This is a genomic window from Ruegeria sp. H7 (assembly GCF_056532945.1).
The window spans coordinates 103253-119931 of record NZ_JBQFNZ010000001.1; the positions used below are offsets into that span (position 1 = coordinate 103253).

The 16679-nt window shown below is 60.0% G+C and carries 15 protein-coding genes; 9 read left to right on the top strand and 6 right to left on the bottom strand.

Annotated features, from left to right (window positions below; translation table 11 throughout):
• Position 1 precedes the first annotated feature (1 nt).
• Positions 2 to 631 carry a TRAP transporter small permease gene (locus ACR0AC_RS00460; RefSeq protein WP_170630200.1) on the bottom strand — a complete coding sequence of 210 codons (630 nt, stop codon included), beginning with the start codon at positions 629 to 631 and terminating at the stop codon, positions 2 to 4.
• 60 nt (positions 632 to 691) lie between these two features.
• Complete coding sequence (locus ACR0AC_RS00465) at positions 692 to 1708, bottom strand: C4-dicarboxylate TRAP transporter substrate-binding protein (protein ID WP_170621674.1); 1017 nt, start codon at positions 1706 to 1708, stop codon at positions 692 to 694.
• A gap of 428 nt (positions 1709 to 2136) precedes the next feature.
• On the opposite strand from ACR0AC_RS00465, the gene acs reads away from it, so the two are divergent.
• From acs to ACR0AC_RS00505, 8 genes are all read left to right on the top strand, one after another.
• Entirely contained in the window at positions 2137 to 4101 is a 1965-nt protein-coding gene (gene acs, locus ACR0AC_RS00470) for an acetate--CoA ligase (RefSeq protein ID WP_480871624.1), read from the top strand.
• 7 nt (positions 4102 to 4108) lie between these two features.
• Positions 4109 to 4792 (top strand): adenylate kinase, encoded by a 684-nt coding sequence (locus tag ACR0AC_RS00475; protein ID WP_170451292.1) that lies wholly within the window; start codon positions 4109 to 4111, stop codon positions 4790 to 4792.
• A 181-nt stretch (positions 4793 to 4973) separates the two neighbouring features.
• On the top strand, positions 4974 to 5258 hold the full coding sequence (locus tag ACR0AC_RS00480) for a DUF4212 domain-containing protein (RefSeq protein WP_170451294.1): 285 nt from the start codon (positions 4974 to 4976) through the stop codon (positions 5256 to 5258).
• A 15-nt stretch (positions 5259 to 5273) separates the two neighbouring features.
• The gene (locus ACR0AC_RS00485) at positions 5274 to 7058 is read left to right on the top strand and encodes a sodium:solute symporter family protein (protein WP_170451296.1); all 1785 of its coding nucleotides are present in this window, start codon (positions 5274 to 5276) and stop codon (positions 7056 to 7058) included.
• Positions 7059 to 7167: 109 nt separating this feature from the next.
• Positions 7168 to 8991: a DUF294 nucleotidyltransferase-like domain-containing protein gene (locus ACR0AC_RS00490; protein WP_170451298.1), complete on the top strand. Its 1824-nt coding sequence runs from the start codon at positions 7168 to 7170 to the stop codon at positions 8989 to 8991.
• A gap of 93 nt (positions 8992 to 9084) precedes the next feature.
• On the top strand, positions 9085 to 9603 hold the full coding sequence (locus ACR0AC_RS00495) for a hypothetical protein (protein ID WP_170518075.1): 519 nt from the start codon (positions 9085 to 9087) through the stop codon (positions 9601 to 9603).
• A gap of 2 nt (positions 9604 to 9605) precedes the next feature.
• Entirely contained in the window at positions 9606 to 11018 is a 1413-nt protein-coding gene (locus ACR0AC_RS00500) for a 3'-5' exonuclease (RefSeq protein ID WP_480871625.1), read from the top strand.
• An 88-nt stretch (positions 11019 to 11106) separates the two neighbouring features.
• Positions 11107 to 11607 carry a flavin reductase family protein gene (locus ACR0AC_RS00505; RefSeq protein WP_170518068.1) on the top strand — a complete coding sequence of 167 codons (501 nt, stop codon included), beginning with the start codon at positions 11107 to 11109 and terminating at the stop codon, positions 11605 to 11607.
• On the opposite strand, the gene ACR0AC_RS00510 is transcribed toward ACR0AC_RS00505, so the two are convergent.
• The 3 genes from ACR0AC_RS00510 to ACR0AC_RS00520 are packed head-to-tail and all read right to left on the bottom strand — an operon-like array spanning position 11604 to position 13836.
• Entirely contained in the window at positions 11604 to 12083 is a 480-nt protein-coding gene (locus ACR0AC_RS00510) for a DUF6505 family protein (protein ID WP_170451305.1), read from the bottom strand. The two genes, ACR0AC_RS00505 and ACR0AC_RS00510, sit on opposite strands and share 4 nt — an antisense overlap.
• On the bottom strand, positions 12083 to 12778 hold the full coding sequence (locus ACR0AC_RS00515; protein ID WP_480871626.1) for a biotin/lipoate--protein ligase family protein: 696 nt from the start codon (positions 12776 to 12778) through the stop codon (positions 12083 to 12085). The genes ACR0AC_RS00510 and ACR0AC_RS00515 overlap by 1 nt, the downstream gene beginning before the upstream one ends.
• Entirely contained in the window at positions 12775 to 13836 is a 1062-nt protein-coding gene (locus ACR0AC_RS00520; RefSeq protein ID WP_170621666.1) for an Mrp/NBP35 family ATP-binding protein, read from the bottom strand. Before ACR0AC_RS00520 ends, ACR0AC_RS00515 begins: the two co-directional genes overlap by 4 nt.
• A gap of 105 nt (positions 13837 to 13941) precedes the next feature.
• Between ACR0AC_RS00520 and ACR0AC_RS00525 the strand changes: the two genes are divergently transcribed.
• The gene (locus ACR0AC_RS00525) at positions 13942 to 14670 is read left to right on the top strand and encodes a hypothetical protein (protein ID WP_170451310.1); all 729 of its coding nucleotides are present in this window, start codon (positions 13942 to 13944) and stop codon (positions 14668 to 14670) included.
• On the opposite strand, the gene ACR0AC_RS00530 is transcribed toward ACR0AC_RS00525, so the two are convergent.
• A complete protein-coding gene (locus tag ACR0AC_RS00530) occupies positions 14664 to 16619 on the bottom strand; it encodes a 4Fe-4S binding protein (protein WP_480871627.1) in 1956 nt (651 codons plus the stop codon). The genes ACR0AC_RS00525 and ACR0AC_RS00530 overlap by 7 nt on opposite strands.
• Between the last annotated feature and the right edge of the window lie 60 nt (positions 16620 to 16679).

Here is a 16679-nt window from a genome sequence, read left to right on the forward strand (position 1 = left end):
GCTAGTCCTGCCCTTCGAACTGATCAGCCTCGGCTGCGGCCTGTGCGGCGGCGTCCTGGATCAGGGGCACAGCCACCGGCGCATCCAGCCCCAGTACAAATGCGCGCCCGTATCCCCAGACCTGCAAGACCAGCCGCAGACACAGAACGGAAAACGCCACCGGTGCCAACAGCTTGGCGGGCCACAGAGGTATTCCGATGTCGATGGAACTGTCGCGGCTCCATAACGGCGCACCAAAATCGAAGGACCGGTCGAAATGGGACCAACTGCCCCAGACCAACGCCAGCATCAACACCAGGATCAGGATGACCGACACCGTCTCGAACAACCACAAGGCACGTCCCCGCAGGCGCGAGATGACAATATCCATCCGGATATGCCCGCCGTCCCGCTGAACGTAGGAGATGCCCAGAAAGGCAATCAGGGGCATGGCCTGCTCGATCCAGTCCACATAGCCGGGCAAAGGTGCGTTGATTGCGTTTCGCCCGCTGACCGAGACGACGGCCAGAACCATCAGACCAAATACGGCAAGACCGCTGATCAACGCCAAAAAACGCTCGACCGTCAGCAGACGCTGATCCAGCTGGCTGAGGCGGCTGCCGTCTTCCAGCACCGTGGCTGTACCTGCCATTCCGGTGATCCTTTATGTCAGGGATCTCCGGGCACCCTGACCGAGCGCCCGGAGATACGATCAGTTGCCGCCGCGCTGTTGCTGCAACGTGGACTGAACCAGATCATAAAGCTCTTGTGCGGGAAGACCTTGCGCGGACATGTCGGCAATCCATTGTTCACGGATCGGATCAGCGGCCTTGGTGCGGAACTCTTCGATGACCGCATCATCGATCATCACCTTGGTCACGCCCTTTTCTTCCAGAACGCTGTCCCACTGTTCCAGCAGACCGCCGTAATTGGCCAGATAGTGATCGATGGCCTCGTCAATCGAGCTGTCGAGCGCTTCGCGGTGTTCCGGTGACAAGGCTTCATACGCGTCGATATTGACAACAACCGGGCAGTTCACCGTGCCGGGGTTCAGGTTTGCCGTCCACCAATCAGCCTCATTGATCGTGCCAAAGGACAGATGCGCGTGCTGGGCAAAGGCCACTGTGTCGACCACGCCGGATTCCATCGCGTTGAAGGCTTCGGTGGCCGGAACCGAGGTCGGGACCCCTCCAACCGCTTCAAACGCCTGCCCAAGACCACCGGTTGCACGGACACGCATGCCTTCGAACTCGGCCAGTTGATCGCGCGGGTCGCCGGTGCCGACCAGATTGTATTGCGGCATGGGCGAGGTCATGAGCAGGCGCGCGTTCCACTGCGCCATCTCATCCTGCACGGCGGGATGGTCATAGACCGCGTGGCTGACGGCAACCTCTTCCGCCAGGTTGTTTACCCCCAGAAATGGCAGTTCCAGAACGGTAATCGCCCGGTTCTTGTCGCGGTGATAACCTGCGCAGAACTGCGCCATCTCGAAGGCACCGATCTCGATCCCGTCCAGATTCTCACGCGGCTTGGACAACCCGCCATAGCTGACATTGATGGTAAAATCCCCGCCGGTTTTTTCATTCACCAGCTCGGCCAGTTTTTCGACATGTTCGGTAAAGGCCCGGCGCTTGCCCCAGACCGAGGCATTCCATTCGGTCGCTGATGCCTCGGCGACAAAGGCAATGCTTATTGCGGCGGCGGCAGCACCGCTCAACATCTTTTTCATGTGATCTCTCCCTTATGTGCACCTCCTCCCGAGGCGCTTGGAAAAAAGCTAGCGCCAACATTCGCCGATGCCAACCCTGCACAGAGATTGGCAAAGTTTTGCCGGACACTTCGAGAGGCGCTTGATCGGTACATCCAGCGGATCCACCCACCCATCATGGAAGCCTGAGGGCAAGCCAGCGCCGTTATCATCATTACAACTTAGCTTTTGTTTTTTAACAATATTTAATCAAAAGTTTAGGCTTTGTTTACACATTTACCCAACGGAAAGAAATTTTTTGACAAACAAATTCAAGGATTACGGCAATTTATTTCATTATTTTCTGAACCCGGCCATACTGCGATCGGGGAGGAATGGGATCGACTTTGCCCGATCTTGGGGAAAGAAATGACCCAGTGAAATCCAGTCCAGAGGGAGGAGCCTCAAAAATGACCACCGCTGCCCAGGCAGATGCCAAGACTTATCCGCCATCCGCAGAAACCGTCGCACGTGCGCATGTCGATGCTGCGAAATATGACGCGATGTATGCAGCTTCGATCAGCGACCCTGACGCGTTTTGGGCCGAACAGGGCAAGCGCGTTGACTGGATCAAGCCTTTCTCTCAGGTCAAAGACGTCGATTACAGCTTTGGCTCGGTCAAGATCAACTGGTATGCCGATGGTACGCTGAACGTCTCGGCCAATTGTCTGGACCGTCATCTGGAGACGCGGGGCGATCAGACAGCGATCATCTGGGAACCGGATGATCCAAACGACCCTGCCCAGCACATCACCTATGCCGAGTTGCACCGCCGCACCTGCCGGATGGCGAATATTCTGGAATCACTGGGTGTGCGCAAAGGCGATCGCGTGGTGATCTACCTGCCGATGATCCCCGAGGCGGCCTATGCCATGCTGGCCTGCGCACGCATTGGTGCGATCCATTCCATCGTGTTCGCCGGTTTCTCGCCGGACGCGCTGGCGGCGCGGATCAACGGCTGCGATGCCAAGGTTGTAATCACCGCCGACGAAGCACCGCGCGGCGGACGCAAGACGCCACTGAAATCGAACGCGGATGCAGCCCTGTTGCACTGTAAGGACACGGTGAAATGTCTTGTCGTCAAGCGCACCGGCGGTCAGACCACCTGGATCGATGGCCGGGACTATGATTACAATGAGATGGCCTTAGAGGCAGACGACTACTGTGCGCCCGCCGAGATGAGCGCCGAGGATCCTCTGTTCATTCTCTATACATCCGGCTCGACCGGCCAACCGAAAGGCGTTGTGCACACCACCGGCGGCTATCTGGTTTACGCTGCCATGACGCATGAGATCACGTTCGATTATCACGAAGGCGACGTGTATTGGTGTACGGCGGATGTCGGCTGGGTGACCGGCCACAGCTATATCGTCTACGGCCCGCTGGCCAATGGTGCGACCACACTGATGTTCGAAGGTGTGCCGACCTATCCGGATGCCAGCCGGTTCTGGCAGGTCTGCGAAAAGCACAAGGTTAACCAGTTTTACACCGCGCCGACTGCACTGCGCGCCCTGATGGGTCAGGGCAACGAGTGGGTCGAGAAATGTGATCTGAGCGATCTGCGGACCTTGGGCACCGTGGGTGAGCCGATCAACCCCGAAGCCTGGAACTGGTATAATGAGGTCGTCGGCAAAGGAAAATGCCCCATTGTGGATACATGGTGGCAGACGGAAACCGGCGGTCACCTGATGACCCCCCTGCCCGGCGCACATGCGATGAAGCCCGGTTCGGCGATGAAGCCGTTCTTTGGCATTCAGCCCGTGGTTCTGGACCCCCAATCCGGCGTCGAGATCGAAGGCAACGGCGTCGAAGGCGTTCTGTGCATCAAAGACAGTTGGCCCGGTCAGATGCGCACCGTCTGGGGTGATCATGAGCGGTTCGAGAAGACCTATTTCTCGGACTACAAAGGCTATTACTTCACTGGTGACGGCTGCCGTCGCGACGAAGATGGCGACTACTGGATCACCGGCCGTGTGGATGACGTGATCAACGTATCCGGTCACCGCATGGGCACGGCCGAGGTGGAAAGCGCTCTGGTCGCGCATGCCGCTGTGGCCGAGGCCGCCGTTGTGGGCTATCCCCATGAAATCAAAGGACAAGGCATCTATTGTTATGTCACTTTGATGAATGATCGCGAACCTTCGGATGATCTGCTGAAAGAGTTGCGCACATGGGTTCGGACCGAGATCGGCCCGATTGCCTCGCCCGATGTAATCCAGTGGGCCCCGGGCCTGCCCAAGACCCGTTCAGGCAAAATCATGCGCCGTATCCTGCGCAAGATTGCCGAGAACGACTTTGACAGCCTGGGCGATACGTCGACACTCGCCGATCCTTCGGTTGTCGAAGACCTGATCGAAAACCGTGCGAATAAGTGAGGATGTGATGGACGCTGCCACGACCATATCCCCCGCTGTTCTGATCCTTCTCGGGCCTCCGGGCGCCGGGAAGGGTACGCAAGCCCGGATGCTTGAGGACAAATTCGGCCTCGTTCAACTCAGCACGGGCGATCTTTTGCGCGCCGCTGTGGCCGCAGGCACCGAGGCAGGTAATGCGGCAAAAGCAGTAATGGAGGCTGGCGATCTGGTCAGTGACGAGATCGTCATCGCCATCCTGCGCGACCGTATGGCGGAACCCGATTGCGCCAAGGGTGTCATCCTTGACGGCTTCCCTCGTACAACTGTTCAGGCCGAGGCGCTGGATGCCTTGCTGGCGGAAAACGACCAGAAGATCAGCGCCGCAATCAGCCTTGAGGTTGAAGACGCCGAAATGGTGATCCGCATTTCGGGCCGCTACACCTGCGCAGGCTGTGGCGAAGGCTATCACGACCGGTTCAAACAGCCCGCCGTTGAAGGCACCTGCGACAATTGCGGCGGCACCGAGTTCAAGCGTCGCGCGGATGACAACGCGGAAACGGTGGCTTCGCGCCTGACCGCCTATCACGCGCAGACCGCACCGCTGATCAGCTACTACGAAACCCAAGGCGTGCTGAAACGCACAAACGCCATGGGCCAGATTGAGGACATCGCGCGCGACCTGGAGGTGATCGTCAGCGACGCGATGAAGTAAGGGGAGGAGAAAGGCCGCAAGGCTTTGATCCTACAACAGAATACTTCAATGAACCGCCCTGGCGGAACAGAGAAGTTATGCCGGACGTCACGGGGCGTTTGGAAACATCGAGAAGCGGCCCGCAGCACTGGAGGAGTTGGGCAACGGGCCGCCCAACGAGGAAGCGAAGGAGGAACCCGCAATGGCGGATCAATCTACAAACTCCGCGCAGACTGCCGAAGCCGATAAGGGCTATTGGCAGGCCAACCTGCGCCTCATCTACATCAGCCTCGCGATCTGGGCGCTGGTGTCGTTTGGATTCGGCATTCTGCTGCGTCCGCTGCTGTCCGGCATTTCTGTTGGCGGCACCGATCTGGGCTTTTGGTTCGCCCAGCAGGGTTCGATCCTGGTCTTTCTGGTGCTGATCTTCAACTACGCCTGGCGCATGAACAAGCTGGACGCCGAATACGGCGTGGATGAAGAGTAAGGGAGAGCGGGGACAATGGATCAGTTTACCATCAACCTGCTGTTTGTTGGCGCATCCTTTGCGCTATACATCGGCATCGCGATCTGGGCCCGCGCGGGTTCCACATCGGAATTCTACGCCGCCGGTCGCGGCGTTCACCCGGTCACCAACGGTATGGCAACAGCGGCAGACTGGATGTCTGCGGCCTCGTTCATCTCGATGGCGGGCCTGATTGCCTTTACCGGCTATGACAACTCGACCTTCCTGATGGGTTGGACCGGCGGCTACGTGCTGCTGGCTCTGCTGCTTGCGCCCTACCTGCGTAAGTTCGGCAAATACACCGTCTCGGAATTCATCGGCGACCGCTTCTACAGCCAGACCGCACGTGTCGTTGCGGTTGTCTGTCTGATCGTTGCGTCGGTGACCTACGTGATCGGTCAGATGACCGGCGTGGGCGTGGCCTTTGGCCGCTTCCTCGAGGTTGACAACACCACCGGCCTGCTGATCGGTGCCGCAGTTGTGTTTGCCTACGCGGTGTTTGGTGGGATGAAGGGCGTGACCTACACTCAGGTCGCTCAGTACTGCGTGCTGATCACCGCCTACACCATCCCGGCCATCTTCATCTCGCTGCAGCTGACAGGCACACCGATCCCGGCGCTGGGTCTATTTGGCGATACCGCAAGCGGTGAGCCGCTGCTGACCAAGCTGGACGCGATCGTGACCGAGCTGGGCTTTAACGAGTACACGGCCCACCATTCGAACACGCTGAACATGGTGCTGTTCACGCTGTCGCTGATGATCGGTACCGCCGGTCTGCCGCACGTGATCATGCGCTTCTTCACCGTGCCGAAAGTGTCTGACGCACGTTGGTCCGCTGGCTGGACGCTGGTCTTCATCGCTCTGCTGTATCTGACTGCCCCTGCGGTTGGTGCCATGGCGCGTCTGAACATCAGTGACATGATGTGGCCCAATGGCGGCATCGAAGGCGGAGCCGTGTCGGTCGAGGAAATCGACAACGATCCTCGCTATGACTGGATGGCCACATGGCAGAAAACCGGTCTGCTGGATTGGGAAGACAAAAACGGCGACGGCAAGATCCAGTACTACAACGATGCCAATGCAGATATGCAGGCACTCGCTGAAGAAAAAGGCTGGGTTGGGAACGAGCTGACCAAGTTCAACCGCGACATCCTGGTTCTGGCGAACCCGGAGATTGCCAACCTGCCAGGTTGGGTTGTGGGTCTGGTTGCTGCCGGTGGTCTGGCTGCTGCCCTGTCCACGGCTGCGGGTCTTTTGCTGGCGATCTCGTCGGCGGTGTCCCACGACCTTGTCAAAGGTGCGATCAACCCGTCGATCTCTGAAAAGGGTGAACTTCTGGCGGCGCGGATCGCAATGGCCGTGGCTATCGTGGTCGCAACATGGCTGGGTCTGAACCCACCGGGCTTTGCGGCGCAAACCGTGGCCTTGGCCTTTGGTCTGGCGGCAGCCTCGATCTTCCCGGCGCTGATGATGGGGATCTTCTCGACCCGCATCAACAACACCGGCGCGGTTGCTGGCATGATGGCTGGTCTGGTTGTGACCCTGGTCTACATCTTCCTGCACAAGGGCTGGCTGTTCATTCCGGGCACCAACTCGTTCACCGATGCTGACCCGCTGCTGGGTCCGATCAAGTCGACCTCGTTCGGCGCCATTGGTGCAATGATCAACTTCGGCGTTGCCTACGTCGTTGCCGGTATGACCAAAGAGACTCCGCAGGAGATCAAAGATCTGGTCGAAAGCGTTCGCATTCCCCGTGGTGCTGGCGCAGCTCAGAATAAATGAGCATGATGCGGTGCATGGATAACCTCTATGTGCCGCGTCTTTCGACTTACTGTTCCCGCCCGGCATTCCACCGGGCGGGATTTTTACTCAGACCATCCGGAGGTATCTGATGCCCCTGTCCCACGACCAGATCACCCGGTTTCTGAAATCCGTACACCCCTATGACGCGCTTCCCGACTCGGTGCTGGCGGATATCGCCCAGCAGATCGAAGTGTGGGAGGTCGACGAGGACTCTGAAGTCTATGATCTGGGCCATACCCTGCCCGGCGTATTTCTGATCTACGAAGGTCAGGTCGAAATATCCGATGAAAACGGCGCTGTGGTTTCGCAACTTGGGCTGCGTAATTCCTTTGGCGAACGCGGGCTGCTGAAGGACGGCAAGGCAGCCACCAAAGCGCGGGCGCATTCGCCATCTGTGCTGATCGTTCTGCCGCCTGATCTGGTGCGCGAGCTGATCGACGGGCACGAAATCGTATCGAAATTCTTTGACCGATCACGCGGCGACCGGGCCGGTCCGCAAAGTCTGGCAACCAGTGCCATCGACACGCTGATGGCGCATAACCCGGCCACCTGCCCCCCTGCGACGCCGGTGCAAGACGCAGCGCGCATCATGCGTGACAAGCGCATTTCATCCCTCTGCGTGACGGATGCCGATGGCTTGGTGGGAATTGCCACGCTGCGGGATATCTCGGGCAAATACGTGGCGGACGCGATGTCGGCGGATACCCCGGTCTCGCAGATCATGACGCCGAACCCCACGACGCTTTCGCCTTCGGACATCGGATCGGATGTGCTGCATGTGATGATGGAGCGTGGGATCGGCCATATCCCGATTTGCGAAGGGGGGCGTCTGGTCGGGATCGTAACGCAAACCGACCTGACCCACTATCAGGCCGTCAGTTCGGCGGAGCTGGTGCGCCGCATCGCCAATGCCAACAGCGCCGAGGACATGGCCAAGGTCACGGCAGAGATCCCGCAGCTTCTGGTGCAGCTTGTGGCCGGGGGTAACCGGCACGAGATCGTGACCCGGCTGATCACCGATATTGCCGACACAGCCACAAGACGGCTGTTGGCGCTGGCCGAGGAAAAACTGGGCCCACCGCCTGTTCCTTATCTGTGGCTGGCCTGCGGTTCACAAGGGCGGCAGGAACAGACAGGCGTGTCCGATCAGGACAATTGCCTGATGTTGGATGACAGCGCTTCCGACGCCGATATGCCATATTTTCAATCACTTGCGCAGTTCGTCTCGGACGGGCTGGACGTGTGCGGATATTTCTATTGCCCCGGCGACATGATGGCGACCAATCCGCGCTGGTGCCAGCCTGTGCGGGTCTGGCGCGAGTATTTCAGCGGCTGGATTGCCAAACCCAACCCCGAGGCGCAGATGCTGGCCTCGGTCATGTTTGACCTGCGCCCCATCGGCGGCGCGTTCGAGCTGTTTGCCGATTTGCACGCCAACACGCTGAAAGCGGCCAGTTCGAACTCGATCTTTGTGGCGCATATGATCTCGAACTCGCTCAAACATACTCCGCCGCTGGGCTTGCTGCGCGGGTTTGCCACGATCCGGTCAGGCGAGCATCGCAACACATTGGATCTGAAGCATAACGGCGTCGTGCCCGTGGTCGATCTGGCCCGGATTTACACCTTGCAAGGGCAATTGACCGAGGCAAACACCCGCGCGCGCCTTAAAGCTGCCGAGGCGGCAGGTGTTCTCAGCCCGTCTGGGGCGCGGGACCTATTGGATGCCTATGACCTGATCGCAGAAACCCGGCTGGAACATCAGGTCCGGATTGTGAAAGCTGGACGGGAACCGGATAATTACCTGCCGCCCTCGGACCTGTCGGATTTTGAGCGCAGCCATTTGCGGGACGCGTTTGTTGTCATCAAGACGATGCAATCGGCTGTGGGTCACGGCAAGGGGATGCTAGGCTAAACCTGCGCCTGTGTCGCACAAGGGATCGCCTTCGGCGACCGTATTTGGAACGAGAAGAAGGGGCGTGTCGCGCCCGAAAACTGGAGGAACCGCATGTTTCTGGAACTGATCGGCACAATATTCGCGGGCTTTGCCTTTGCCGGGATCGTGATGGTGCTGAACAAACTGACGGGCGGTCTGTTGCCGCGTTGGGCCACTCCGGTTGCGGCAGGTTTGGGGATGATCGGGATGACGATCGCCAGCGAGTATTCCTGGTATGACCGCACCCGGGACACTCTGCCAGACAGTCTGGCGGTGATCCAAGAGGTCGAAAGCCGCGCGTTTTATCGCCCCTGGACCTATGCGGTGCCCTTTGTAGACCGGTTCGCCGCGATTGATACGGTTTCCGTGAAGACCAACGATCAGGTGCCAGATCAGCGTCTGGTCGATCTGTATTTCTTCGGCCGCTGGTCGCCGGTCTCCAAACTGCCCGTTGCCGTGAACTGCGCCGAAAATCGCCGTGCGAGCCTGGCGGATGGGGCCGAATTTGGCGATGACGGTCAGTTGCTGAACGCCGACTGGATCACAGCCGAAACCGGCGACCCGATTATCGAGGCAACCTGCGGAGTGTAACCATGCTGACCCGCCTCAGCCTCCGGATCCGGATTTTTCTGTTCTTCTGCCTTCTTGCCGCTGGCGGGGTGGCCGTCAGCACCGTTGCGCTGTGGGTCAGCTATGCCCGCGCAGATATGCCGGAACTGCTGGATGCCTTTGTCTTCTCGGGCCTGTTGATCGGGTTTGGATTGCTGGCGCTTATCGCGGGGGTTTGGCTGTTGTTCGACGACAACGTCGCCAAGCCCATTGAGCGCCTCTCGGCTGAATTACGCGCCCGTGCTCATGCCGGGGTCAGCACCGATATGGATGTTGATGCGGCGAAATATCTCGGTGATCTGGCCCCTGCCGCTGCGGGTTTGGCGGATCAGCTATCCGACAAAACCCTGAATATCGCCGAGGCAGTCGCCGCCGAAACCGCCAATCTGGCCGCGGAAAAGCAACGCCTGACCGCGTTGTTGACCGAAATCCCGGTGGCCATGCTGCTGTCCAGCCCATCGCATAAGATCGTTCTTTATGACGCGCAGGCGGCAGAGGTTTTGGCGCAGATCGCACACCCACGCCTCAACGCGTCCCTGTTCGAATACCTCAATCCCGAGCCGCTTGAGAAAGCTTATGCCCGATTGACCAAGACCGGCATGGATGTCGAATGCACCCTGATCAGCATTGACGGCAATCAAAGCTATCAGGCTCGTATGAAGCCTTTGGGCGATGCGCCGGGCTATATGCTGATCTTCGACGACAGCGCCGCGCGGATTGCGCCTGAGGCCGCCCGCCCCCTGGTTTATGACTTCGACCTGCTGACCACGGCTGCAGAGGAAGCGTTCGAGCAGCGCGCCCTGTCGGATTTGTGCTTCGTCGTCTTTGATACCGAAACCACCGGCCTTTTGCCGCACAAGGATGAAATCGTTCAGATCGGCGCAGTGCGTGTCATCAAAGGGCGCATCGTCGAGGGTGAGCAGTTGGACATGCTGGTCGATCCGGGCATCCCGATCCCCGCAGCCTCGACCAAAGTGCACAAGGTCAGCGACCACATGGTTCAGGGCGCGCCGGATATCGCGCAGGCCGGACGGGTGTTTCATCAATTCGCCCGCGACGCCGTGATCGTGGCGCATAACGCGCCGTTCGACATGGCCTTTTTGCGCCGTCATGCGAAACGCATGGATGTCGAATGGGATCACCCCATTCTGGACACGGTTCTGCTGTCGGCGGTCCTGTTTGGGGCCAGCGAAACGCATACGCTGGACGCTGTGTGTGACCGGCTAGACGTCACCATCCCCGAGGCGCTGCGCCACACCGCCCTTGGGGACGCCGTCGCAACGGCCGAGGCCTTGGTCAGGATGCTGCCGATGTTGCAGGCAAGGCAGATGACCACGTTTGGCGCGGTTATTGCCGAGACACGCAAACATGGGCGTCTTCTGGAAGACCTCAACTGATCGGGAAATATGCGCGCGACATTAAGCTTTTGATGGACAAACCAGATGGCGCGTGGCACCTCAGGCGCGCCGGAACCAAGAGCGTGCAATGACCGAAAACACATTCACCCCGAGCCCCGAACAAAGCACCGCCTTTCGCGAGGCATTGGGCTGCTTCGGAACGGGTGTCACGGTCGTAACAACGCACACGGAAAACGGCCCGCGGGCGATCACCGTGAACTCTTTTGCCTCTGTCTCGCTGGATCCGCCTTTGGTGCTATGGTGTCTTGCCAAGGATTCATACCGTTTCAACGCCTTCAACGGGTGCCAGCACTATGCAATCCACGTCATGGCACAAGAACAGCAGGACGCCGCGCTGAAATTCGCGCGCGACGGCACCGATTTCTCTCATGCCAAATGGGAACCGGATGCAGCCGGTCGCCCACAACTGGCCGAGTGTCTGGCCCGGTTCGACTGCCAGCTTCATGCCAAACACGAGGCCGGGGATCATCTGATCCTTGTCGGTCAGGTGGAACAAGTGATGTACCGCACCGGCAAGGGCCTGATCTTCAAGCGCGGTCAGTTCGGCGGCTTTGTCGACAACGTTTAATCGTCTAGCGACCCATGAACCGCCAGCGCCTCTAGCTGGGTTTCTTGCGGCGTGATCACGCGGAATGCCTCGTGCACACCGCTTTCGGTCAGCTCGCGCGCGACGGTCAGCAGGATGTTCGGCGCGTGCTCATCGCACAGTTCCGACATATGCTCGATTTCTGCCTGCGCCACACCCAGCGCATCCTCGACCGATGGCGCACCGTAGAGCTGCACGAAATGTTCGGCCAGGTTTTGGATGATCTGATCTTTTTCCGCCGCTTCGATCTGGGTCACCGCAACAAATGTCACGCGCCCGAAGGTCTCTAACCCCAACCAGCCATTGGCGAAGGCCTGCCGGGATTTCCCTTCCAAATCGCCCTGCCCCCAGTTCGAGAATTCGAACCCGCCCGAGATGCACCATTCGCCGGTCCGCGCTGGGGAATGAAACACATTCATGTCGCTTTCATCGAAATGGATCGCGCGGGCGAGTTTCATCAGGTCGTCTCCAATAATTCTGTCAGCGGGCGCAAGTGGGTGTCTTCGCCGTCCCGGATCAGCATACCGAACCGCTCATCCGTGCCCAGAAAGACGCCCCGGTCGGTCAGCGGTTCCCCGACGCCACGCAGAAGGCCCAGCCATTCGCCGTGCAACGGCGCGTTGCCGTCCTCTTGCCAGCGGTTGAGCCATGTCAGCATATGCCGTGACCAGCTTTCCACCAGTTGGGTCGCAGATACGTCGGCGCAGCCTTCGTCATACAGCGCGGTGATGTCCGGGGTGTTCCCCGGTGCATCGCTGGTTTGCAGCAGCGCCAGTTCCCATCCGATCACCAGCCAGTCGGGCATCTGATCCGGGTCGGTGGTCGAGGCTGCGACGTGGAACTGTCCGCATTTCGCGCCATTCACGCAGATCAGCCCGTCCCAACCAAGATGCACGGCCACTTCGGGCGGAGCCAGCGCGCCCAGCGCATTCTGGAACCCCACAGCGCACAGCGGCAGCATCGCCATGGCATCCTGCAATGGCACCTCAGGCGCGAAGACGATGGCCACGCGCAGGCGGTCGGCCTGAATGTTGTAGACCACCGACCCCGCATCACAGCCCAGTGCCGCCATGGCCGGCGCCTTCTCAAACGGGTCTTCCCCGCCCTGCGCAGGATGGCCCGTCAGCAGCGGAGGGAAGACCGGTTCGGTCATGCGTTACCCTTGGCAATCATGTCGCGGGCGATCTTCCGGAACGCTTCGGCCTGCGGGCTGTCGGGTTTGGTGACGACGATGGGCGCACCTCCGTCAGCGGCCAGACGGATGTCCAGATGCAGCGGAATTTCACCCAGCAGCGGGACGCCCAGCGCCTCGGCCTCTGCGGTGACACCACCATGGCCAAAGATATGTTCCTCATGCCCGCAATTGGAACAGATATGGGTCGACATGTTCTCGATCATACCGACGATGGGCGTTTTGAGCTGATTGAACATGTCGATCCCCTTGCGGGCGTCGATCAGGGCCACATCTTGCGGGGTCGAGACGACAATGGCGCCGTCCACCTGGAACTTCTGGCTCAGCGTCAGTTGCACGTCGCCAGTGCCGGGTGGCAGATCGACGATCAGCACGTCCAACGCACCCCATTGCACCTGGCTCATCATCTGTTGCAGCGCGCCCATCAGCATTGGGCCACGCCAGACAACCGCCTGCCCTTCGTTGGTCATCAGACCCATCGACATCATGGTGACGCCATGGTTGCGCAGCGGCAGGATCGTCTTGCCATCCGGGCTGGCGGGCCGACCCGAGACACCCAGCATCCGGGGCTGCGATGGGCCGTAGACATCCGCATCCAGCAGACCCACGCGCCGACCCTCGGCGGCCAAGGCACAGGCGAGGTTGGCCGAGACGGTGGACTTACCCACCCCACCCTTGCCCGAGGCAACGGCGATGATCCGATCCACACCCGGAACCGCCTGCGGCCCGGTTTGCGAGGGTTTGGGCTTGGGCTTCAGATCCGGCGGGGCCTTGTCGGAATGCGCGGTCAACATGGCCGAGACCTTGGCGACACCGTCCACCATCTGCGCGGCCTGTTCGGCAGCGGCGCGCACAGGTTCCATGCGTTCGGCCTGCTTGGGATCGATCTCGAGCACAAACCGCACGGTGTCACCTTCGACATTCAGCGCGCGCACGACACCGGCGCTGACGATATCCTGACCGGACACCGGGTCGGTGATCTTTTTCAGGTTTGCAAGAACCGCGTCACGGACACTCATGCCTTCATCCCCTTACCCTGCATCGCATGGTTGCTTTTCATTGCATGTGTCTCCGTCTTTCTTCGTTCATTTGACGCATTTGCCAATTGGCCGTTAGGTTTGGCCATGCGCTTTGTCCTGTTGTGCCTCAGCCTGACGCTCACCGCCACCCCTTCCGGGTCGCAAGAGGCCATCGGCCTTGCCGCCCCGCCCGAGGTTTCAGACACGGGCCTTTTGCAACATATTCTTCCGCGCTTTTCACTCAAGACCGGGATACGCGTTATTGCCGCAGAAGACGGTGTTATGACGCTGTCGGCTGAACCCAGCGGCGATCCTGTCTTTGCCCGCGATACGGTGATCTATCATCTGAGCATTCAGGACGACCCGCGCCAGTCCCGGTTCCGTGACTGGCTGCTGTCGGACATTGGCAAGCGCACGGTCGAGAGTTTTGCACCGGATCAAGGCGCGCCGTTCAGCGCCAGTTTCGAAGTCGTCACTACCGACGACACCCCGACCACCGATGGTGACACGGCATTGGGCGAGGAACTGTCGATGACCCATTGCGGCAGGTGCCATGTGATCGGCCCTCAGAACCGGATGAACGGTCTGGGCTCGACCCCGTCTTTTGCGGTGTTGCGCACCCTGCCCGACTGGTCCGAACGGTTTCAGGCCTTCTTTGCGCTGAACCCGCACCCGGCTTTCACGCAGATCGATGGATTGACGCCGCCGTTCGATCCGTCGCGCCCCTCGCCCATTCATCCGGTTGAAATGACGCTGGACGATCTTGAGGCCATCCTTGCCTTTGTCTCGGTCATCGATGCGGCGGATCTGGGCGCGCCGCTGCAGCATCAATGATCCTTCCGTTTTGAGAAATAGTCGTCCGTAGTGACCACCCGAGGTTTCGGATTGGACTGGAACGGATTGTCCTGGATCTTGAACTGCGCATTCACCCGGCAATTGTCACACATCTGGATCATCCGCGCCTGCTCGGACGAGGCAAACATCGGATGCGTGCCTGAAAGTTTCTCCATGATGCGCTCGACCGTTGATTTCACCCCGAACAACGCGCCGCATTCCACGCAGGCAAACGGCTCTTCTTCGTTCAACACCTGCTGGGACAGGGCCGCATCGCTCAGGTCAAGCTGCGGCACCAAAGCAATTGCATCTTCCGGGCAGATATTCCGGCAAAGGCCGCATTGCAGGCAGGCGTCCTGCTGGAAGTTCAGTTGCGGTTTGTCCGGGTTGTCGATCAATGCCCCCGATGGGCAAAGCGACACACAGCTAAGACACAAGGTGCAGGCGTCGGTGTTCACCGCAACTGCCCCATATGGCGCACCTTCCGGCAGTGACAAAGGCGCGTCGGCTTCTGGGTTCAGGGCCTGCGCAGCCAACCGGGTGATTTGCCGACGGTTGCCCAAGGGCAGAACCGGATCGGCCAGCGGTGTCGGAACCTCTTGCGCGTAAAGCTGATCCGACACGGTGTCCGGGTCAGCCTCATCAATTAGTCCCAATGCGCCATCTCCGGCTATGGCTTTCGCCAGTTCAAGCTCTTGGTCCAGCGCGTCCCGCTCGGTTGTGGGGGCAAGCAGTATATCGACCCGCGCAAAGCCATGGGCCAGGGCGGCCAGCATTTCTGCATGGCCAAAGCCTGAAATCACGCTCAACTCCATCGGGATCACGTTAGCGGGCAGACCCCGGCCAAAGCGCGCGGCCAGACGGATCATCTCGGCCCCGTGGATATCATGCACCAGCAGGCGCGGCGCTGCACCTCCGGCCCGGCGGTAAGTGCGGGCCAGAACATGCATCCGGGACAGGATCGCCGACACGGGCGGGTCCTCATAGGTAATCGCGGTCGAGGGGCACAGGGCGGCGCAAGCCCCGCAACCCGCGCAGATCATCGGGTCAATCGCAACATGCTCACCCGCCGGGGTGATTGCGCCAGTCGGGCAGATGTCGAGGCAATTGGTGCACGCAACCTGTTCGGCGCGGGAATGAGCACACAGGGTTTCCTCCAACCGGACATATAGCGGCTTTTCGAAGGTCCCCACCAACTGCGCGGCGTCAAAGGCCAGACGGGCAACCGCCACCGGATCGCGCGGGTCAGCGCGCAGATACCCTTCGCGCTTGGTCGGGGCCTGAACCAAGGCCGTGCCGCCGGTCAGGTCAATCAGGATATCGCATGCGGATTTCGCACCATCGCGGGGATCTGACCATGTGAAGGCCCCGCGCCCACCCGGTTCGACCTGCTGAACCTGATCGATCTGCAGCGAGAATCCCCCCAAGGCACCAGTGACCAATCGTACTTGCCCGCGCACCACATCAAAAGCGCGGCTGAAGGGAACACTGTCCTCGGACGTCAAAACCGTGACCGCCAAGGTACCGGACAGACGTTCCGCCAATTCAAACGCAGCCTCGGCGGGGCCAATGATGCAGCACGTCCCTTCGCTGATCACATCTACGCTGGGTGTGATTGGCAAGGGCACCAACGCCTCGGCGGCCAACGCGGCCATCTTGGGTGCGGCGTCCCGGGCCTGATCCGACCAACCGGCGCGGTCCCTCAGGTCTACAAAGGCGGGTATGTCGACCTCAAGATCCCCGGCCAGATCGCGGAACACCTCCTGCTCTTGCCCGCAGGCGATCAGAACCGGATCATCGCCTTTCATGAACTCGGCCACCAAGCCAAGCTCGCGGGTGCACAGGGCGGTGTGGGTTCTGGAACATTCGACATCGCAGGCAGAGCCTATCCGGTCGGCGTCAACGGGCTGTGACCCTTCGCAGTCACATAGGATGAGTTTGGTGGCCATGTCCCTCCCCCGGACAGCTTCCTTACTTGTCTACATTAGATGGTATCCTGCCGCTAGTAA